The organism is Bacillus sp. FSL K6-2839 (genome assembly GCF_038003365.1).
In the GTDB taxonomy this organism is placed as follows: domain Bacteria; phylum Bacillota; class Bacilli; order Bacillales; family Bacillaceae; genus Bacillus.
In genome coordinates this window covers 1,057,594-1,077,432 of sequence record NZ_JBBOOZ010000001.1, presented here as the reverse complement: position 1 = coordinate 1,077,432, position 19,839 = coordinate 1,057,594, and the positions used below count along the sequence as shown (strand labels likewise).

Sequence of the window (19,839 nt, the reverse complement as noted above, 5' to 3'; positions counted from 1 at the left end):
AAAAAACAATAAAAAAAGCCCTCTCATCCCATAAGGGACGAGAAGGCTTGTCTCGCGGTACCACCCTTTTAGACAAGCGATATGAAACAGCCGCTTATCCACTCTAAAATCGTAACGTGATCAGACGCCTTTTCTTACTCATTCATTTCAGAAAAGGAACTAAAGGGGTGATCTCATTGCAGCGTCTCGTAATGTCAGGCTTCCACCATCCCTGATTCGCTTTATTACGCATATGACAACTGCGAGTGTCCCTTTCAAACGTTTATCTCTTGTTAATTTATGATGGTATTATATGCAACATGTGCACGCCATGTCAAGATGATGCGCTTATTCTTTTTCGTCAAAGACAGCGTCAACTTCATATTCCAGTAAATGATCCCAATCGTCATTTTTTAGAAGATCAAGCTGAGCTTCGATGAGCATTTGGAAGCGAGTTCTAAAGACCTTCGACTGTTTCTTCAGCTCTTCGATTTCCATCGCAATCTTTCTTGATTTTGATAGCGCTTCGTTGATAATACGATCTGCATTTTTCTCCGCTTCACGAATAATCAATTTCGCTTCTTTATCAGAATGACGTTTGACGTCTTCTGCTGCTTCCTGCGCCACAAGAATTGATTTGTTTAATGTCTCTTCAATTGTCGCAAAATGACCTAGTCTTTCGTCAAGCTCGTTTACTTTTTCTTCAAGTTCGTTCTTTTTGCGAAGCACGATTTCGTAATCTTTACGTACTTGGCTTAAAAACTCGTTTACTTCATCTTCATCATAGCCGCGAAAGCTTTTTGTGAACGTTTTATTATGAATATCATTAGGTGTTAATGGCAACCTCGCCACCTCCAGATTCAAGTTCGTTATGTCAGAAGCTCAAATGTTACTTTAAATTTATCTTTTTTGGTCTTCCCATCAATCGTTTTCAAGCTAAATCGGCCAAATCCCCGTACAGAGAGCTGATCGCCTTCGCCGATTGTAAAGGAAGGGTCCTCAGTGACTTTCCAGTTAACTTTGACAAGCCCATTTTTGACCAAAAGCTGTGCCTTTTGCCGAGACTGACGGCTGATTGCAGCACATACCGCATCAAGCCGCAGTGAAGAAATAGTATCTTCTTTGATGTCAGTCTTGCTCATAACCGGTTTTAAATCTGTCTGCGTGATTTCCTCTAATGAAACGGAGGCTCTGCCAACATGCGTCAGCTGCGCCCGCACAAAATCAGCGACATCACTTGTACAAATAAACTGCACATCTTCCTCTGAAAATAACAGATCTCCGAATTTTTGACGCTTCAAGCCTGTCCCAATCAGTGAGCCGAGAAGCTTCGGGTGTTCTAAGGAAATAAACTTTTTCGCATAATTCACCTGAAAATAAGACAGCTCAGCATCCTGAGTAGCCGGTTCTAAATATTCAGGATAAATGAGAGCTCTTTTGCGCTCCGCTCCTTCATACCCGCCAAAAAAAATGATCCCAAGCTCATCAGCATGCTGGATGACGGACTCGGTAATAAACTGCTCACGCGGATCAAGAAAGTCTGTTAATTTCATTCGATACTGGTCGAGTGCGATTTTTTTCCAGCCTAACACTTGGTCGACAAATGGCTGTTCGTCTTTTCTAAAATGTTGATAAATATCGCTCATTTTGTTCCCCTCTTATGTAAAAGAGCCTAGCAGTGCCAAGCCCGGCAGCCTGTCTACATGAAGCGTACAATCATATTGTAAAGACCAGTTAGTCCATATGATGATGCAAAACGAATCACAAGCAATGCCACAATTGGCGAGATGTCAATCATGCCAATTGGCGGAATAATTTTACGAAATGGTTCTAAATACGGTTCGCAAATATTTGTCAGAAAACGGCCAATCGATGTTTCTCTTGCAGATGGCACCCATGACATAAAGATGTAAATAATAATCGCGAATGAGTAAATCGTTAATACCGTTCCTAAAATATTAAAAATGAAATTTAGAATCACTATGATTTACCACCTCTGAGGTTCTTCCTCTGTCAAAAGTTCTGATATTGTGCCAGATACATCCACATTATCAGGTGTGCAGAGGAATATATTCGAGCCAATGCGCTGGATGTCTCCACCGATTGCATAAACAGTTCCGCTTAAGAAGTCAATGATTCGCTTTGCTTGATCGTGCTGAATGCGCTGCAAATTCACGACGACTGCACGTCTGTTTTTAATATGGTCTGCAATCTCTTGCGCTTCTGCATAAACACGCGGCTCACTTAACACCACTTTAGAGGATTTTTGCAAGCTTTGCAAGCTGACAACATTTTGTTTTCCAGTCTGCGGACGCTCTTGAAATGCCGCTTTGTCCTTCGTTCCTTTTTCTTCTTGGACTGGTTCTCTTTCTTCATCAATATATTCGTACTCATACTCTTCATCGTCGAGAGTGAAAAAGCTTTTAAACTTATTTTTTATGCTCATGTCACGCACCTCCTGTTTCATTTCCAACAAGTGAAGAGCCAATCCGAACGAATGTCGCACCTTCTTCAATTGCGATTTCAAAATCATTTGACATGCCCATCGATAAATGCTGACAAGGTGCATTTACTTGGTTAAGATGTTTTACTTCTTCTTGAAGATTTTTTAATGTTTGAAAGCAGTTTCGTATCACAGTGTGATCATCTGTAAATGGAGCCATCGTCATCAGTCCAGCAATTTCAATCTTTTTGAAATCAGCGAGCTGCTTCACAAATGGAATCACGTCTTCACTTTGTAAGCCGTGTTTTGACTCCTCCAGCGATGTGTTTACCTGTACAAAACAGCGAACCGTGTGATCCGCTCTTTTTTCAATTTCATTCGCAAGAGACATCCTGTCGAGCGAATGTAAGTAGTCAATTGTTTGAATGACAGATTTTACTTTTCGTGTTTGTAAACTGCCGATGAAGTGCCAGCTAATGCTTTCATCGGTTATGGCCGCTTGTTTTTCAAGTAACCCTTGGTCACGATTTTCTCCAAAGTGCAAAATTCCTGCTTCCTTGGCTTCTTGTGCTCGCTCAATCGAGACATACTTTGTGACAGCGACGACTGATACATCGTCTGGGTTCCGACCGGCTCTTTTACATGCTTCGTTTATTTGTTCATTTATTTGTCTGAGATTCTCTCGTACATTCAATTGCACTTATGCCTCCTTAAACCCGACAAAAGACATCATACGTCCTGTTTTCCCTTGATCACGCCGGTGCGAGAAGAAAAGCTGATCACAGCAGCTTGTGCACATCGAACTGACATGTATGTTTTCTTCTTTCATCCCTGCATGAAGCAATACGTTTTTGTTTAATGTTTTTAAGTCTAATTTATATTGTCCTTGTGAAATCTCGGAATACACATCCTCTGTTGAAAAGGGAAGCTGTTTCACTTGATCCATGACCACGTCATCGACTATGTAGCAGCAGCTGCCAATGGATGGTCCAATGACGACTTGTATTTGATCGATCTTGGCACCTTCTTGGTTGACCCATAGATCTACCATCTTTGCACCAATTTGCTTGACGGTTCCTTTCCATCCGGCATGGGCTGTTCCGATGAGTCCATTTTGCGGAGCTAGAAAATAAAGCGGAACGCAATCGGCGAAACAAAGAGCGAGCATCATGTTCGGTTCAGACGTATATAAGCCGTCTGTTCCAGGCAGTGCCTCATGATAATGAAGACTTCCTCTTCCTCTTTGCTCCTTGGTGACTTTCTTGATGCGGTCATCGTGTGTTTGGTCTGCAAACACCCAATCAGAGAGCGGCACAGCAGTAGCATCTGCTATGACTTGACGATTCATTTGGACACTAGAAGCATCATCTCCTACATGGAGTCCAGTGTTCAATGATTGATATGGAGAAAGGCTGAAGCCGCCATTTTTTGTCGTAAATCCGGCCAATACCTCTTTACCAGAACATGTCATGTTCGTCCAATCATGAATGGTCATTGCATAAGGTGATTTCTGCTGAAAGGGGTCATATTTGTGTGTCAAAGCTGCCCTCCCACCTTTCATTCATCTCTCTTTATTTCGCTCCTATTTTACCACAAGACATGCGTAGACAGTTAGTGGGATTCATTAAATATTACACTCAAATGTGCCCTTTCTACAGGTTTTTTTTCAAATTGATATGAAAACGTAATCTTTTTACCCGAAAAAGACATTGTTTGCTAAGAATGGAGAGCTTATTTTAAGGATCATTGAATGATTCATTGAGGAGTTATACGAATTTTAAGAAGACAATCGGACAAGAATCACATCTTCGCCAATTTTTACTATATTTCGCCACGGCACAATCATTTCCTCTTCTTTTCCGAAAAATCCCATCATTTTACCTGTACCGCCGATAATGATCGCTTGTATTTTACCGCTCGTGACATTAATATCAATGTCCCCAATGGTGCCTAGTTTTTTTCCGCTCGACACATCGACGACATCCTTGATTTGGAATTCAGAAATACTGATCATCCGTCCTTCCCCGCCTTTCGTTTTCTACTATAATATGTATGATGGAAAAGCAGGGATACAGACCAATAGTTTCTTTCATCTACAATTTACTTAAGTGAGGACGGCCATTTCTCCACATCACATCTACCGGACATTCAAAGAAGGAAGAAAGCAAATCGCTTGTCATCATCTCTTTTGTTTCTCCTTGATCAAAAACAGTCCCATCTTTTAATAACAAGGTGTGCTGAAAAACAGGCAAAATCTCTTCTGCATGATGGGTCGTATAAAGTAAAGTAGGCGCATCAGGCTTTGAAGCAATGAATGAGATGGTCTCCAGCACCTGTTCTCTTGCTAAAAAATCAAGACCCGTCACAGGCTCATCTAAAATCAGAAGCTTGGGATCATTCATTAAAGCCCTCGCAATCAGGACTTTTTGCTTTTCTCCTTGTGAGAGTGTTTCATATGTCCGGTTCGCATATTTGAATGAACCAAATGCTTTTAATAGATCAATGGCTTTCTCTCTTATCTCATCTGTCGGGGTTTCATAAAGCCCGATAGATGCAAATGCCCCGCTGAGAACAATTTCAAATGCATTGTCGTCTCTGTGCAGTTTCTTTTCAAGTCCCGCAGAAATGAGGCCAATTTTCTTCCTGAGCTTTTCGCCAAGCGCCTCCTTGCCAAAGACATGTCCCAGCACGGTCATCTCACCTGACGTGGGGAAGTAATATGAGCAGAGCATATTTAATAAAGCGGTTTTTCCCGCACCATTTAAACCGTAAAGCACCCAGTGCTCCTCTTTGTTCACCTGCCAGTCAACAGATTGCAGCAGCCATTTCCCATTTCGTTTTAAAGAAACATCCTTCAATTCAAGTGACACCATCATTTCCCCCTGAGTAAAAATTCTGAATAAACAAATAATGAATGTTTACAGCATATCGCAATTGCTCTTTCTGGTAAACCTCACATAAAAAAAGCTGCTCCTTTTACGGAACAGCTTTTCTTTATCGTTACGAAATTTCAATTCGTACGCCTTCTTTTATATCAGGAAACGTGTGCGGGGATGCAAAGACAGCTCCCGGTAATACATCATCAAACGGCTCTTGGAAGTAGATCGAAATATGGCCGAGTTCTTTAAAGTTGTCATTTGCTTTATTGCCGAGGGCTGTGATCGTGTACGTTTGATCGCCCACTTGAATGGTACCGCCCAGTTTCAACGGCTCTTCTTCTAAATGTTCGAACTCATGAATGACGGACATATCTCTTAATTCTTGCGGCGCTGCGGGTCCAAATAAAACAATCAGCTTATCTTCTTTAAATTGCGGGACTAAGATCCCAATTTCTTTTACGACAGATTGTGTTACCATGTATCTCGATTCCTCCTTTAATACGTTTAATACATACCGAAGCTGGCAACGTATGCGATCACAACAGATAGAACCCCTGTAATGAGACGGCTATACAAAACAGCTGGTACCCCATATTGTACCGTTTCCGGCTTCGCTTCACCAAGTGACAGCCCAACTGGAATGAAATCACACCCTACTTGACCGTTGATGGCAAATAGTGCAGGGAGTGCAAATTGAGGCGGGATATTCCCTAGTGCAATTTGACTACCAATCAGAACACCGATAACTTGTGCAATGACTGCTCCAGGTCCTAAGACAGGCGATAGGAACGGCAATGTACAGACCACGACGAGCAGTAAGAGCCCCCATATAGATCCTGCCAGTGGCGATAGAAAATGAGCAATCAAGTCACCAATTTTTGTATAATTGATAATTCCAATTAACATACTGACAAATGCCATGAATGGAATAATGTTTTTCAAAAGCATATCAACGGAATCACGGCCGGCCTGGTAGAACGTACCGGTGACTTTTCCGATTCCTCTTGAGAACCTCATCAGGAAATTACCTTTTTCCTGACGCTCGAGATTTTCCTCTTTCAGTTTTGAATAGGTTTCTTTGAAATTCTCCTTGTCAATCGGCTCACTGTTTTCTTGACCTTCTACTTTCGCCTCACCATCAGATGCTTCCGCAAAGGAAATATCCTTTTCTGTTACGCCTGATACGAAGATATCCTCTGTAATATGTTTTGCAAGCGGTCCAGAAGGAGAGGAAGCCAAAACGTCTACAGTTGGAATGCGCTTCATTGGATAAAGTCCGATTCGCGCGGTTCCACCGCAGTCAATGACAACACACATCATTTCATCTTCTGGTATCGAGTTTTTAAAGCCGTCACATGCTTCTGTCCCTGTCATTTCTGCAATTTTACGAGCAACTGGGTGAATACCTCCCCCTGTAATGGAAACAACCTTTCTTCTTTTACCAGTCGGTTCAAGCTCTAAGCCTTTTCCCCATCCGCCAGCACCTTTTGCAACAAATACTTTGTGGTTTGTCATGTCTAACCCTCCCCTATTGTGAATTCGCTTTCATTTTTCCTGCTAAGTATTTTGTAATCCATTCAGTAATAATACCGCGAAGTAAAATGACGACGATCCCGACTAAGAAGTAACGAACAGCAAGTTCTGACATTGAATATCCTGCTTCTTTAATCCCGTTTGCAATCCCTAAGTAGACAAACAGTTCTCCTGCGTTGGCATACGGGAACAGTGATGTCACCGGATGAACAAATGAAACAGCTGAATCATAGAATGCTGGTTTTTGTTTTTCAGGTAAGAAGCGGCCAAACGTATAAGCCATTGGGTTTGTCAAAATAAGAACAGATAAGATCGGCATTAACGTGTAGCGCAAAATCGTATATTTCGCTGCAAACTGGATCGCTCTATTCACTCGCTCTTCTCCAATAAACTTCATGACAGCATAAGTGAAAGTAAGTAACACAACAAGCGTTGGAACGATGCCTGTAACAAGACCCATGAACTGCTTTCCGCCGGCTTCAAACATTCCGATAAAGTGCTCTCCAAACCATTGAATCCATTCCATGTTTCATCTCCCCTTTCTTTAGTTCACATTTGTTATATTTTTTTTCGAAATCGAGACAAGTGCTTGTTCAGCCGCCATGGAAAGTGCGTGCATGACAGCTGGCCCCTTTTTGCGTTTTTTCAATGTCTGCTTCATCATATGGTGCTCGTCTAGCACTGCACCAACATGCTTTCCTTCATATGAAGGAACTTCTTTAAATTTAGATAAGATCGACACACCGCCAAGCACATGGCATTTTTGAATGATATAAGATTCATCCACAATGATGAGCGCAATGGCTCCAGGGCCAACTTTGCGCCGTTCCATTCCCGAAAACAAGTGATAGCCTTGCTTCCCTTTGTAGTCATCAATAAGTGAATCCATGCTCTTGCGGTAGTACTTGATTTGAATAAAAGATAACCCATACTGCACAATGAGAATGATACAAAGTACGATTGCTAATTTTTCCATAGCTTCACGCCCTTATGATTGAAATAAATGATCTTGTAATGAACGCAGCTTCCAGACCGTTGTGTTTGAATCAAGTTCTACATCATCATGAGTCAGGAATTGTCCTAATTTGATGTCTTTTTTCGCTACGACTTTTCCGCTGATTAAGCCAATTGGAATGTGGCCGTTCGTTTTCATGTCTTGATGTGTTTCAAGTACACCTCTTACGGAGTACCCGCCAATTCCGTCAAGTGATTCCCCTGCTTTAATCTCTCTTTTCGCAACAGCTACTGTTTCTGACACTGGTACACCAATTGGGTGGATGGATGAATCATGCTGTAAGACCGCTTTTGCGATGGTGACAGGTGTTTCAAGACTCGCTAAGTGGAAAGGACGGTAAAGTGTATAGTGCGGACCTTTTCCAACTTTTAAGTAGCGCAGTTCTTCATCCACTGGCTCAAGATCACTCTTGACGATGACAAATACGCCTGGTGCAAGTCCATTTACATATTCAACGACTCCGAAGTTATTCAGCACGCCGCCTTGCTGTTTTTGATTCAATTTATCTGCTACATTCTCTAAATTCGCTTCGACTCCGTGCATACCGACTTTATCAGGCAGAAGCCCTGTCGCATTACTTAATAAGTTCATTTCGGCCATTGTTTTTGTGCCGTCCTGGAATGCAGCCAGCATATGTGCACTCATATGTTTACTATCTGCTTCGGCTTTACACGTATCTGGATTTGCTTCTGGGAAGAATGGGTTGTTCTTTCCTTTCCCAGCAACGAGCACCTCAAGACCCATTGTTTTCGCAAATTCATATAATTCTAGTGTTGCTGCTGGTTCATCTCCAGCTGATCCTGAGTAAACAAGCCCTGCATTTGTGAATAACTTATGCATGACCAAACCGATAGTAATATCCACTTCTACATTTAAAAGAACGAGATGTTTTTTCGAATTAAGCGCTTCCAAAGAAATGTTTGCTCCGACCTCTGGGACACCTGTTGCATCTACTACAACTTCCACGAAATCTGATTGAATCACTTCTCTGTAATCATTTGTGACAACCATTTGATGCGGCTTCGCATGCTGCTTGTAGAAATTTGCTGCCTTCTCTGCTGCACTAAGGTGAATATCACAAACACCAGCGACAATCATGCCTGGAATATTAGAAATTTGTGAAATGAGTCCAAAGCCCATTTGGCCTGCTCCAATAATCCCTACTTTGATCGGATCTCCACTGCGTTCTCGAGCTAACAACTGTTGATAGATTGACATCTAAATCATCCTTTCAGGTTTTCTTGCTTCTCAATAGATTGCTAGAAATATAATCTGAAACTTTTAACAAATGTTATAAAAATTAACAAAAATCTTTTTCTTGTAACATTTGTTATTTTATTTATCATTTGTTATGAACTTAGTTTATATGATGTGTCAACTTTGTGTCAAGCTAAAATCGATAAAATTTTCAATCTTTTTGAGTCTTTAGACTCAAAAAAAAAAAAACTACCTAATGATATTAGGTAGTTACAGATTGTTGACAAAGGGCTAAAATGATCTTCATTTTAGCCTTTTGTCTTCTTTTCAGCGTGATAGAAAACCTTTGCAGTCTAGGAAGGACGAGTACCGGAGCGGAGCGAATTTGACATTCATGAGCACCGGCACGCAGGACTGACAACGAATGCGAGGGTTTGTCTACACGCTGAAACTACCTAATGATATTAGGTAGTTACTTTAATAAGGCATCTCCAGTTCGTTCATCGGTAATTAATACATGAATTAATCCACCTGCTAATGCCGCCCGGATCGCTTCAATTTTTTCTTCGCCTCCGGCGACACCTATGACCAGCGGAATTTCTTTCAGTTTTTGCGGGCTTATGCCCATCACCCGGTCGTTCCATGGGTGGGGATATACTTCCCCTTGATGATCAATAAAGTTATAGCAAATGTCACCTGCTACACCCTTCGCTTGAAGGATGTCCTCTTCGCCGCTTGTCATATAAGATTTCACCATCGTTGAATGCTGCGGAACACCGCCAATTCCGACAACCGCAATATTTGATGATTCTCCTAGTTCAATCACTTTTTTGATCGACGGCTGTCTAATCAGTACTTCCTTCGCTTCTTTCGTATCAAGCATGACGGGTACATGTAAAAACTCACATTTAGATTTGAGTGCCTCTGTGCATCTCGCAATAATATAGTTGGCATGGATATCGACGTCTTCATTTCCCACACCTCCGACAAGCGGAACAAATGTCACGGATGGATAGTACTGAACAGACGTAAGCGCTTTCGCCATTTCATGCAGCGTTGTCCCTGAGGAAAAGCCGATGACTTGACCATCTTTCATCACTTTTAATAAAAAGCTTGCTGCCGCGGCACCGATTCGGCTTTTGGTTGTGTCTTTGCTGAGTGTTTCCACACAGACGACTTCTCGCAGCCCATATTTACGCTCTATCTTTCTTTCTAACGATCCATACTGTTGATTGACTTCATCATGAATAATGATTTCCACGATTCCTGCTTCACGTGCTTTTGCCAAATATTTCGATATGAGCGAACGGCTAACCCCGACAGCTTCTGCAATGTTAGATTGAGTGGCGCCTTCTTCATAATACATATGCGCAACCTTAATGAGCAGCCTTCTTTCATCATGGAATGTCATAATAACCCTTCTTTCCGCTTAAGTGTTCCCTAACAAATGATATCTAAAATAACATTTGTTAAAAACAGATTAAATGAAAAAAATAACCGAGTCAATACTAGGGACATGTTCTCTCACAAGAATGAAAAAAGCCGCACATGAAGCGGCGGCTTTAAAAGATGTTTTTATTCATTTGTTTGATGGCTGCTTTTTCAAGCCTTGAGACTTGTGCTTGAGAAATCCCGATCTCTTCAGCGACTTCCATTTGCGTTTTGCCCTGGAAGAAGCGTTTGCGAAGAATCATTTTTTCCCTGTCGTTCAATCTGCGCATGCCCTCTTTTAAGGCCAATTCTTCCACCCATTGTGTGTCTTTGTTCCGTTCATCACTAATTTGATCCATCACATAAATCGGATCTCCTCCGTCATTATAGATCGGTTCAAACAAAGATACAGGATCTTGAATCGCATCTAGGGCAAAGACAATTTCCTCATGAGGCACTTCGAGCACTTTGGCAATGTCTTCTGCTGTTGGCTCCTTGCTTGTCTCACTAATCAGCCTCTCACGGACCTGAAGTGCCTTATAGGCAATATCTCTTAGTGAACGAGACACCCGAATCGGGTTGTTATCACGCAAGTATCGACGGATTTCTCCTATGATCATAGGAACCGCATAAGTTGAAAATCTGACATTGTGGCTTAAATCAAAATTATCAATTGATTTCATTAATCCGATACAGCCTACTTGGAAGAGATCATCGACATACTCGCCTCTGTTGTTAAAACGCTGAATCACACTTAAAACCAACCGTAAATTGCCATTGACTAGCTTTTCTCTTGCTGTATCGTCACCCTCATCTTGCAGCTGTCTGAACAATTTTCTCATCTCGTCGTTTTTCAGAACAGGCAGTTTGGAGGTGTCGACTCCGCAGATTTCCACTTTATTTCTGGACACTTTTTTCCCTCCCTACAGGAGCTGTTGTACAAAGTTCAGTATCTCCTTGGGATGGAAAAATATGCACGAGCGATGACGAGAATCATGTGAAAAAATGGTTATCCCTTTGGCAGTACAGGGATCGAGCTTTCAAAAAATTTTTTTAGACCATTTTATTAAATTCTTTTTGTAATCGTTTAATGATTCTTTTTTCAAGCCTCGAAATATACGACTGGGAAATCCCAAGCATGTCAGCGACATCTTTTTGGGTTTTTTCCTCACCGCCGACCAAGCCAAATCTCAGTTCCATGATCTGCTTTTCGCGGTCATTTAATTGCTCCAGCGCTTTTTTCAGCAGTTTTTTATCTACATTTGCTTCAATATCCCGCGTGATAATATCATCATCTGTTCCAAGTACGTCTGATAAAAGCAGTTCATTTCCGTCCCAATCAATGTTGAGCGGTTCATCAAACGAGACTTCTGAACGGATTTTATTATTTCGCCTCAAGTACATCAGAATCTCATTTTCAATACATCTCGAAGCATATGTTGCCAGCTTGATCTTTTTTTCAGGGTTAAATGTATTGACTGCTTTGATCAGGCCAATGGTTCCGATACTAATTAAATCCTCGATATTAATACCTGTGTTTTCAAATTTCCTTGCGATGTAAACGACTAAACGCAAATTTCTTTCGATCAGAATCGCCCTTGCGGTTTGATCACCTTTTGGTAATTTGACAAGCAGTTCCTGCTCTTCATCCTTTGATAATGGAGGCGGCAGCGCTTCACTTCCTCCAATATAATAAATTTCATCACTCTTTAGACCTAGCTTCATGAGGAGTTTATACCAGTAGTAAGTGAGTTTAAATTTTAATTTTTTCATCTTCTTCTCCCTTCTAAATGTCAAGTTGACCTCGTAAGATAAAAGACATCACCAAAAAACTACGACACCCCCTGGATGATTTTCCCGTCTAACATATCTGGATGAATGATGGATTGAAATTCCTGATCTGCTGATAAACCGCTCAGACTCAACCCTACAAAACACTTGGCCGGCTGAATCATATGCGTCTTTGAATAAATGACAACAGTATCTGGTTTTAGGCATAGTAGAAAACCGTGATCATGACCGACTGCTCGATATGGAACAAGTCTTAATCGATCAAGAAGGGGAAATTGATCATCGATCTTTTGCATCACTTCAACAGGATGAGACTGTTTCATGAGCTCTATAAATGGCTCTCCGCAAATGGCCGTTAGCTGATCGGCCTGGACGATCATGACAGGTGTTTTTGTCATAGGATCATACAGCTGATTGCCAGAATCGACGAGTCCATTTAAGCGGATGGTCTCCCCGTGAATGTGTATCTCTACAAGCACTTGTTCATCATACTGTCTTTTTTTCGCACCAACCTCTCCTAATCTTTTCTTTGAAAACAGCCATATTGCAGGAAAGCCGGTTAAAACAAAAAGCCAGCTAATGGGATCACCAAAGCCATCATTTTGTGAAATGAGCAGGCCATCTTGGATCACTGTGTTGGTTTGCAAAAACGAATGAACCCCGATCATGCCTCCTCCCATCAAAAATGTTACAAAGTAAAAAGCAAACAGATTTTGAAAAAAGGAACGAAATCTTTGAAAACCAAAGGTTGCAAGAACGATGAAGACAGAAAAAAATAGTTTGCCTAAAGGGTGTGACACAACCATTGCAAATGGTGTAAAGAGCAAGAGAACAATGCTCGATCCAATGAGAGCTCCTAACATATATCGCCTTTTTTTTACTTGTCGTTTGAGAATAAATGCAGTGAGTAAGAGAAGCAATAGATCAAAACAAAAGTTTAACAGCCAGATCACATCTAAATAAATGACCACCTTCTGCTCCTTTCATCTGAAACAAAGAATCAAAAGCAGTACTTGCACTTGTTTGTACCAGTATAAAACAGTCAAGAGATGGAAGTCTGTCAATTCTTGTTGGGGATGATAGAGAACTTTTGGTGGATTGTTATTGTTTTTGTCGAGGAATGAGAGCGCCAAGCAAGAGAGTGTTCTTCTGGACAAGCTTTCAAACAATTGCTCGAAAAAAAAGACACGCTCCTGGAAATCGTGTCTTTTGTTTAAGTTACTTTTCATTGATGTTTAATGTGCCTGAAGCCTTTTGTCTTGTGACATTTCCATAATCATCTCGCACAATTACTTCAATGACCGCACCTTTTGCTTTGGCGGTAGAAGTAGCTGTCCAGTAGCCTTCATATGTTCCGCTAGATACTTCGCGAAGCGGCAGCTCTGTTGTATTTTGAAGCTTTGATCTCGCGTTTGTCAGCGGCATGTGAATAACAAACGTTGCGTCTAGCTTTTCCCTGCTGTTAAATGAAATTTTAACAGACTCTCCTGATGATAGATGGACATTCTCTGCTGGAGTCAGCTTAGAAATTTCAGGTGCCTCGTATTGGACATCGATATCGACTTTTTTAGTCGTTTTGTTTCCTGCTGCATCTTTCGCTGTTACTTTTATTGTATTTTTCCCGTTCTCAAGCAGTATTCTTGCGGAATATTTTCCATCTTTTACGGTTGCCTTTTTTCCATTTACAGTGACTTGATCAAGATGATCATCTGTGACCTTTCCTTCTACAGTGAGTGATTCTTTATTAGACTTCCCCCCTTTTTTAGGTGTATCTATGGTGAGTGCTGGAGCTGTTTGATCAATGATGACCTTTACTGGTTTTGATCGTTTCGTTGCGCCTTTATCCGTAACAGTCGCAGCCGTGAATACATGCTCTCCACTTGAAACTGTGACCTTTTCTTTGAAAGCGCCTGACTGACCTGCTTTCACTTTGGTAATCTCTTCATCGTTTTGATAAATCGCTACATCAAGCCCAGGGGAGGCTTTACCTTCAATCTCCAGTTCACCTTTGTTCGAAATGGTTCCGGCCTTCGGAGATATAATCTCTGGCACATCTGCTTCATAGTCAACAAGCGCCCGAATCATATAATTCCCTTCTTCTTTTGGAGAAGGAGAAAAAGCACCGCTTGTCAGCTGCCAGCTTCTTTCAGCATTTGGACCATCTTCGTCCGTTGCAAGTCCTGGAGACTCCGTATTCTTTTTCGTTTGAATATAGACAAGATAGAAATCTCCATCCACCGTAATGGCTTGATCTTCTAAATCTACTTTTGTCCATTCACCATTACGCAGCGCATTCGCTTTTAGAGGTCCTGCAATTTTCTCCCCTGGAGCTCCATTCTTCCCAGAAGCATCATACACTTCAACCGCAAATTCATTCCCGCCAGGAGCTGGCCACTCTGATGACCAGAAACGGAAAAGCCCTCCTGTGAGTTGCGCTTGTTTCTTCCCCTTTTCTAACGAAAACTTCACAGCCCAGCCATTGCCAGGATCATAGAAGGCTCGCGCATTTTCAGCTGTTCCGTCATCGTAGCCAATTTCACCAGCAAAACCGATGAATGGCTCTAGCTGAATGGCTTTTTCAACCGGCTTTTCTGTCACATCTGCTGTAAAAGAATATCCTTTAAACCCTTTCACAAATACTTTGACGGTATAGACACCGCTCAATGCCTCTAGAGAAAATTCGCCATCTTCATCTGTTTTCACCGGCTTAATTTTCGCATCCTCTACAAGATAAACCGTGGCATCCTTTACTTTTTCACCCGTTGCTTCATTGACAATTGTACCGGATATCGTTCGTTTCTTTAGTGGCTGTAAGGCGAAATTTGCCTCAGCCGTTTCATTTGAAGAAATATTGACTGTTTGTTTGCGTGATTCAAACCCGTAAGCTTCCGCTTTCACCGTGAATTCCCCTGCACTGTGAGTAAGCTGATATCTCCCTGTCGCTTCATCTGTGTAAGTTGATTTTCCGCTTTCAAGAACACTGATTTCCGCTTTCATAGGAAGAGCTTTGATGGACGGAGCATCAAGATTTTTTTCCTTTTTCAATTCTTTTGTTTTTGCAGGCTTCTTATGTGGATGTACAGCCTTTTCTTTTTGAGTCAGGGCTTGATCTGTTATTTTCATATCACCTAAATTAACATCTTCGTTTGTCACCTGTCCTTCAATCGTGCCAATTCCATCTGTTAATGCCGTAATTGCCTCTTTTGCATCAACTAAACCTGCCCCATAGCCATTGTTAGGGGATTCCGGGAATTGCTGATCAGTCAACGGCTTTGCTGTATCAATGAGAATTTGTTCAATCTCTTCAACAGAAAGATCTGACTGTACTTGGCGAAGAAGAGCCACAACAGCTGAAACATGCGGACCAGCCATCGACGTCCCATTCCAGCCGTCCTCATACCCTTTCCCAGGAATAGATGAACGAATGTTTACCCCTGGGGCCGCAATATCTGGTTTCATGACGCCATATGGAGACGGACCTTGCAGCGAGAAAGACCCCAATTTGTTGTCTTGATCCGTTGCACCCGTTGCAAAGGCCTCCTGATAGTTCGCAGGATTTGCAATTGATCCCTCACCACCAGGGTTAAATAAATCGGTATTGCCAGCTGAAAACTCTGGGAAGATGTCCGCCGCTCTCCAAGCATTGACCACATCTTTATACCAATCATCAAGACCAGGCCCACCGCCCCAAGAATTATTGACGACATCTGGTGCCTTTTCTGGATGTGGGTTTCCGTCCTCATCTTTTGGTGCTAAAATCCACTCTCCTGCGTCAAGCAGATCAGCATCTGTACCACCATCTTCTGAGAAAGCTTTCACCGCAACCCATTTTGCGCCTGGTGCGACTCCGATTTGATTCTTTCCATCTGGCTCAGAGCCAACCATCGTTCCCGTCACATGTGTACCATGCTCTAAATCGTCGTATGGCGCTTCAGATCCTGTTGTAGCATCGTACCAATTGAATTCATGAGATGGATCATTCGGGTGTGCTGGATCAAATCCGCGGTATTTTTCCTTTAAAGCAGGATGATCCCATTCCACTCCTGTATCAATACTTGCCACAACAGTACCAGTACCGTCATAGCCTAAAGCCCACGCTTCTGGAGCATGAACCTGAGAAATGTTCCACTCGACTCCATCTACTGCTTTCATTTGTTTTTTCTGCTTAGACGTCTTCAAATCAACGGGGCGATGAATTTGACGGGTTTCATTCGGCAGCACTTGATCTACTTCTGGGAAGGAAGCCACCTTTTCCATGACTTCTTTCGTTCCCGTCACCGCTAGACCATTCACAATATAGTACGAATGAATCTCCTTCACTTGCTTTTTCTTTTGTTCCTTTTGTAAATACGTAAGCAGCGCTTGCTGCGTCTCCTCAGACGTTGCTCTTAATTCTGATACGACAGCTGATCTTTTTGTGTACTGCGTTTTAGCCGCTGTTAATTTCTGTTTTTTGGCTCTGGACACAGCTTCCTTCGCCACTTTTTGCGTATTTGTTTGCTCCTTCATTTTGATTAAAAAGGTCACCTTGTCATCCTGCTGAAACTGCTTCATTAATCTTGATGAGATCTTTGCTTTTGTTGTCTTAGAGGAAACAGCTTCCTCCTGATATGAGGTAGAAGTCGATTTTGCTTGAACCATCCCAAAGCTTGTCATCGTTAAAGTACCAATCACCATAAGACTCATCAAACGATAGCCGGCGGTCTTGCGAAACTTCAATTTCAATCAAATCCCTCCTCCTCAAATGGCCAAACAGAGTATATGTCTCACTCCTTTCCTTCTTTTGTTCATGACAAGATTCATGGTGTTCTTTTTAATGTAGTCAAATAAAGTTCATCATCTTGTCGTTTTTTGTAAGAGGGGTTAAAAATGATTCTTTTTTCTTAATCACCTTAAGTCAAATTACATATGAAAGATGAAGTGGCTCTCACACATTTAAGACTTTTTGATTAGAGTCCCCTTATACGTTGAGACATGAAAAAACCCCTTCCAATGGAAGGGGTTAAGCTATACTCGATTAGCGTTTATTGCGGTTGCGTAAGAACGTTGGAATGTCCAGCGTGTCATCACTTGATTGTGTATTTTGTCTCGGCTGAGATGATGGCTGCTGATGTTCCTCACGTTTTACTTCACGTTTTTGAGGAATGGATTGATTTTGCTTTAATCCTTGTCCTAGTGGATTTCTTTGTGGTTTTGTCACTTCTGGCTCTTGCTCAATAAATCCAGTTGCGATCACAGTCACCACAATTTCATCCTTCAAGTTATCATTGATGACAGACCCGAAAATCATGTTTACATCTTCATCAGATGCAGAAGCCACAATATCCGCTGCTTCTTGCACTTCATAAAGACTTAGGTTCGTGCCACCCGTAATGTTCATGATGACGCCTTGAGCACCATCGATCGCTGTTTCTAGAAGTGGTGAAGAAATGGCTTTCTTCGCTGCTTCAGCAGCACGGTTTTCACCTGTTGCAACACCAATACCCATAAGAGCCGAACCTTTATTGGACATGATTGTTTTCACGTCAGCAAAGTCAAGGTTAATCAGACCTGGTGTTGCAATTAAATCGGAAATCCCTTGAACACCTTGTCTAAGCACGTTATCTGCCGCGCGGAATGCTTCCAGCATTGGCGTGTTTTTATCAACAATTTCAAGCAAGCGATCGTTTGGAATCACGATTAATGTGTCAACTGCTTCTTTCATAGAAGCAATTCCTTCAACTGCTTGAAGCTGACGCTTTCTTCCTTCAAATGTGAAAGGACGAGTCACGACTCCAACTGTCAATGCACCAGAATCTTTAGCGATTTTTGCAATGACAGGTGCAGCACCCGTACCAGTTCCACCGCCCATACCAGCTGTAACGAAGACCATGTCTGCGCCTTTTAGTACTTCTTCAATCTGCTCTTTGCTTTCCTCAGCAGCCTTCTTACCGACCTCAGGATTCGCACCTGCTCCAAGCCCTCTTGTCAGCTTAGCACCGATTTGCATTTTAGTTTCTGCTTTTGATAGATTTAACGCCTGTGCATCTGTATTGACTGCAATAAAATCGACACCTTGTACGTCATTTTCGATCATTCGGTTGACAGCGTTATTCCCGCCGCCACCTACTCCGATTACTTTAATTGATGCTAGGCCGTCTATATTTGTTTCAAACTCCAACATGCTGAATCCTCCTAATCCGTCGAAAATCTAATTCTATTCCCAGAACATATTAAATAGTTTTTTCATTTTGCCCGGTTTTTTATTTGTCTCTTGTTGTGCTTTTTGTTTTACTTTCGGTCTTGGCTGCGCTTCTTTCACTTGTGGTGCAGAAGAAACCGGCTCCATGGATGCGCCTACTTCATGAAACGCCTCATCTGGCATTTGGAATCCAACCTGTCTGCCCTGAATCTTTGCATTGCGATAAGCAAAGTGGATCAGACCCACTCCTGTCATATATTGAGGCTCTCTCACCCCGATATAATTCGGACTTGCAATCCTGACATTGTTTTGCAAGACCGTTTGTGCAAGAGAAAGGATACCTGGTATGGCTGCCTGTCCACCTGTTAGAACGAATCCACCAGGCAAATCATGGACACCCATATTTCTTAATTCCTCTGCCACAAAGAGCAGGATTTCCTCCAGCCGCGCTTCAATAATGTTAGCCGCATCAAGTTGTGTATACGTTTGTTTTTGATCGGTACCGATCACAGAAACTTCAAATGTCTCCTCAGTCGATGCCTCATCATAAAACGCATGCCCAAATTGTTTTTTGATTCGTTCAGCTTCTTCAGTGGAAGTTCTAAGTCCTATAGACAAATCTTTTGTAATGTTCTCTCCGCCCAAAGGGATACTGTGAGTAGAATAGAGATGCCCGTTTTCAAATACGGAAATCGTTGTAGATCCGCCGCCAATATCGACAAGAGCTACCCCGAGATTTTTTTCATCTTTCGATAATGCTGCTGAGCCCGATGCGATTGGCTGCAAGCAAATATCCATAATTTCAATTCCAGCTCTTTCTACACATCGGAGCCAGTTATGTAGAATCGTTTTAGAACCTGTAATTAACGATCCTTCCACCTCTAGCCGAACACCAAGCATTTTTTTCGGATCTGTGATCTCATCTCTTCCGTCGACGATAAATTGTCTCGGAATCACGTCTACGACGAGATGTTCTTGAGGAATAGATACTACTTGTGCTGCATCTAAGACACGTCTCACATCTTCAGCATGTATTTCTTTGTTTTCACTAGATACTGCGACCACGCCGCTCGTATTCTGAATATGAATGTGGTTTCCGTTAATTCCGACAATAGCCTTTTGTAAAGGAAATCCTACCATTCTCTCAGCCTGTTCAAATGCTTGTCTAATAGAATGAACTGTCTCATCTATATCAACAATCGATCCTTTTTTTAACCCCTCTGAAGGGACATTTCCAACACCTATAATGTTAAGCGAATCATCCGCCATTTCTCCGACGATGACTTTTATATTGGATGTACCGATGTCAAGGCTGACGTAAATTTCATTGTTGTTCATTCTATGGCACCTCCTCACATATCAATACTTTCTATTCTATTATTTGCTGAAC

General features: G+C 41.9%; 20 protein-coding genes and 1 other annotated feature. All 20 genes read right to left on the bottom strand.

What is annotated here, in order from left to right:
- Positions 1-30: 30 nt before the first annotated feature.
- Positions 31-268: a binding site (T-box leader), on the bottom strand.
- 59 nt (positions 269-327) lie between these two features.
- The 20 genes from MHH26_RS05230 to ftsA all read right to left on the bottom strand — a co-directional run bounded on the left by MHH26_RS05230 (position 328) and on the right by ftsA (position 19,787).
- The gene (locus MHH26_RS05230) at positions 328-822 is read right to left on the bottom strand and encodes a DivIVA domain-containing protein (protein ID WP_003211323.1); all 495 of its coding nucleotides are present in this window, start codon (positions 820-822) and stop codon (positions 328-330) included.
- 26 nt (positions 823-848) lie between these two features.
- Complete coding sequence (locus tag MHH26_RS05225) at positions 849-1,625, bottom strand: YlmH family RNA-binding protein (RefSeq protein WP_340972657.1); 777 nt, start codon at positions 1,623-1,625, stop codon at positions 849-851.
- A 53-nt stretch (positions 1,626-1,678) separates the two neighbouring features.
- Positions 1,679-1,960: a YggT family protein gene (locus MHH26_RS05220; protein ID WP_060596198.1), complete on the bottom strand. Its 282-nt coding sequence runs from the start codon at positions 1,958-1,960 to the stop codon at positions 1,679-1,681.
- 6 nt (positions 1,961-1,966) lie between these two features.
- A complete protein-coding gene (locus MHH26_RS05215; RefSeq protein WP_034662521.1) occupies positions 1,967-2,425 on the bottom strand; it encodes a cell division protein SepF in 459 nt (152 codons plus the stop codon).
- A gap of 1 nt (position 2,426) precedes the next feature.
- A complete protein-coding gene (locus MHH26_RS05210; RefSeq protein WP_307500659.1) occupies positions 2,427-3,116 on the bottom strand; it encodes a YggS family pyridoxal phosphate-dependent enzyme in 690 nt (229 codons plus the stop codon).
- 6 nt (positions 3,117-3,122) lie between these two features.
- Entirely contained in the window at positions 3,123-3,962 is an 840-nt protein-coding gene (gene pgeF, locus MHH26_RS05205; protein ID WP_340972655.1) for a peptidoglycan editing factor PgeF, read from the bottom strand.
- A 237-nt stretch (positions 3,963-4,199) separates the two neighbouring features.
- Positions 4,200-4,436 (bottom strand): YlmC/YmxH family sporulation protein, encoded by a 237-nt coding sequence (locus MHH26_RS05200; protein WP_008344958.1) that lies wholly within the window; start codon positions 4,434-4,436, stop codon positions 4,200-4,202.
- 79 nt (positions 4,437-4,515) lie between these two features.
- Positions 4,516-5,295 carry an ABC transporter ATP-binding protein gene (locus MHH26_RS05195; RefSeq protein ID WP_106036777.1) on the bottom strand — a complete coding sequence of 260 codons (780 nt, stop codon included), beginning with the start codon at positions 5,293-5,295 and terminating at the stop codon, positions 4,516-4,518.
- A 127-nt stretch (positions 5,296-5,422) separates the two neighbouring features.
- The gene (locus MHH26_RS05190) at positions 5,423-5,779 is read right to left on the bottom strand and encodes a PTS glucitol/sorbitol transporter subunit IIA (protein WP_007499733.1); all 357 of its coding nucleotides are present in this window, start codon (positions 5,777-5,779) and stop codon (positions 5,423-5,425) included.
- 26 nt (positions 5,780-5,805) lie between these two features.
- The gene (gene srlE / locus MHH26_RS05185; RefSeq protein WP_307499579.1) at positions 5,806-6,816 is read right to left on the bottom strand and encodes a PTS glucitol/sorbitol transporter subunit IIB; all 1,011 of its coding nucleotides are present in this window, start codon (positions 6,814-6,816) and stop codon (positions 5,806-5,808) included.
- A gap of 13 nt (positions 6,817-6,829) precedes the next feature.
- A complete protein-coding gene (gene srlA, locus MHH26_RS05180; RefSeq protein WP_003210918.1) occupies positions 6,830-7,360 on the bottom strand; it encodes a PTS glucitol/sorbitol transporter subunit IIC in 531 nt (176 codons plus the stop codon).
- An 18-nt stretch (positions 7,361-7,378) separates the two neighbouring features.
- Positions 7,379-7,810, bottom strand: coding sequence for a transcriptional regulator GutM (locus MHH26_RS05175; RefSeq protein ID WP_034662530.1), 432 nt, complete (start codon positions 7,808-7,810; stop codon positions 7,379-7,381).
- Between the two features lie 12 nt (positions 7,811-7,822).
- Positions 7,823-9,067, bottom strand: coding sequence for an NAD(P)H-dependent oxidoreductase (locus MHH26_RS05170; protein ID WP_340972650.1), 1,245 nt, complete (start codon positions 9,065-9,067; stop codon positions 7,823-7,825).
- A 451-nt stretch (positions 9,068-9,518) separates the two neighbouring features.
- Positions 9,519-10,457, bottom strand: a complete 939-nt coding sequence (locus MHH26_RS05165) for a sugar-binding transcriptional regulator (protein ID WP_106072247.1) — start codon at positions 10,455-10,457, stop codon at positions 9,519-9,521.
- Positions 10,458-10,608: 151 nt separating this feature from the next.
- Entirely contained in the window at positions 10,609-11,388 is a 780-nt protein-coding gene (sigG, locus tag MHH26_RS05160) for an RNA polymerase sporulation sigma factor SigG (RefSeq protein ID WP_003211879.1), read from the bottom strand.
- A gap of 142 nt (positions 11,389-11,530) precedes the next feature.
- Positions 11,531-12,250 carry an RNA polymerase sporulation sigma factor SigE gene (gene sigE / locus MHH26_RS05155; RefSeq protein ID WP_007499746.1) on the bottom strand — a complete coding sequence of 240 codons (720 nt, stop codon included), beginning with the start codon at positions 12,248-12,250 and terminating at the stop codon, positions 11,531-11,533.
- A gap of 59 nt (positions 12,251-12,309) precedes the next feature.
- Complete coding sequence (spoIIGA, locus tag MHH26_RS05150) at positions 12,310-13,239, bottom strand: sigma-E processing peptidase SpoIIGA (RefSeq protein ID WP_034662538.1); 930 nt, start codon at positions 13,237-13,239, stop codon at positions 12,310-12,312.
- A gap of 247 nt (positions 13,240-13,486) precedes the next feature.
- On the bottom strand, positions 13,487-16,993 hold the full coding sequence (locus MHH26_RS05145; protein ID WP_340972647.1) for a S8 family serine peptidase: 3,507 nt from the start codon (positions 16,991-16,993) through the stop codon (positions 13,487-13,489).
- Between the two features lie 292 nt (positions 16,994-17,285).
- Positions 17,286-18,431, bottom strand: a complete 1,146-nt coding sequence (ftsZ, locus tag MHH26_RS05140) for a cell division protein FtsZ (RefSeq protein WP_024424252.1) — start codon at positions 18,429-18,431, stop codon at positions 17,286-17,288.
- 33 nt (positions 18,432-18,464) lie between these two features.
- Entirely contained in the window at positions 18,465-19,787 is a 1,323-nt protein-coding gene (gene ftsA, locus MHH26_RS05135) for a cell division protein FtsA (RefSeq protein ID WP_034662541.1), read from the bottom strand.
- Positions 19,788-19,839 lie beyond the last annotated feature (52 nt).

Coding starts and splice junctions, on each gene's coding strand:
- ftsA (WP_034662541.1), bottom strand. CDS start 19,787: ATGAACAACAATGAAATTTACGTCAGCCTTGACATCGGTACATCCAAT.
- MHH26_RS05195 (WP_106036777.1), bottom strand. CDS start 5,295: ATGGTGTCACTTGAATTGAAGGATGTTTCTTTAAAACGAAATGGGAAA.
- MHH26_RS05190 (WP_007499733.1), bottom strand. CDS start 5,779: ATGGTAACACAATCTGTCGTAAAAGAAATTGGGATCTTAGTCCCGCAA.
- ftsZ (WP_024424252.1), bottom strand. CDS start 18,431: ATGTTGGAGTTTGAAACAAATATAGACGGCCTAGCATCAATTAAAGTA.
- srlA (WP_003210918.1), bottom strand. CDS start 7,360: ATGGAATGGATTCAATGGTTTGGAGAGCACTTTATCGGAATGTTTGAA.
- MHH26_RS05165 (WP_106072247.1), bottom strand. CDS start 10,457: ATGACATTCCATGATGAAAGAAGGCTGCTCATTAAGGTTGCGCATATG.
- MHH26_RS05170 (WP_340972650.1), bottom strand. CDS start 9,067: ATGTCAATCTATCAACAGTTGTTAGCTCGAGAACGCAGTGGAGATCCG.
- sigE (WP_007499746.1), bottom strand. CDS start 12,250: ATGAAAAAATTAAAATTTAAACTCACTTACTACTGGTATAAACTCCTC.
- MHH26_RS05175 (WP_034662530.1), bottom strand. CDS start 7,810: ATGGAAAAATTAGCAATCGTACTTTGTATCATTCTCATTGTGCAGTAT.
- srlE (WP_307499579.1), bottom strand. CDS start 6,816: ATGACAAACCACAAAGTATTTGTTGCAAAAGGTGCTGGCGGATGGGGA.
- MHH26_RS05215 (WP_034662521.1), bottom strand. CDS start 2,425: ATGAGCATAAAAAATAAGTTTAAAAGCTTTTTCACTCTCGACGATGAA.
- MHH26_RS05200 (WP_008344958.1), bottom strand. CDS start 4,436: ATGATCAGTATTTCTGAATTCCAAATCAAGGATGTCGTCGATGTGTCG.
- MHH26_RS05225 (WP_340972657.1), bottom strand. CDS start 1,625: ATGAGCGATATTTATCAACATTTTAGAAAAGACGAACAGCCATTTGTC.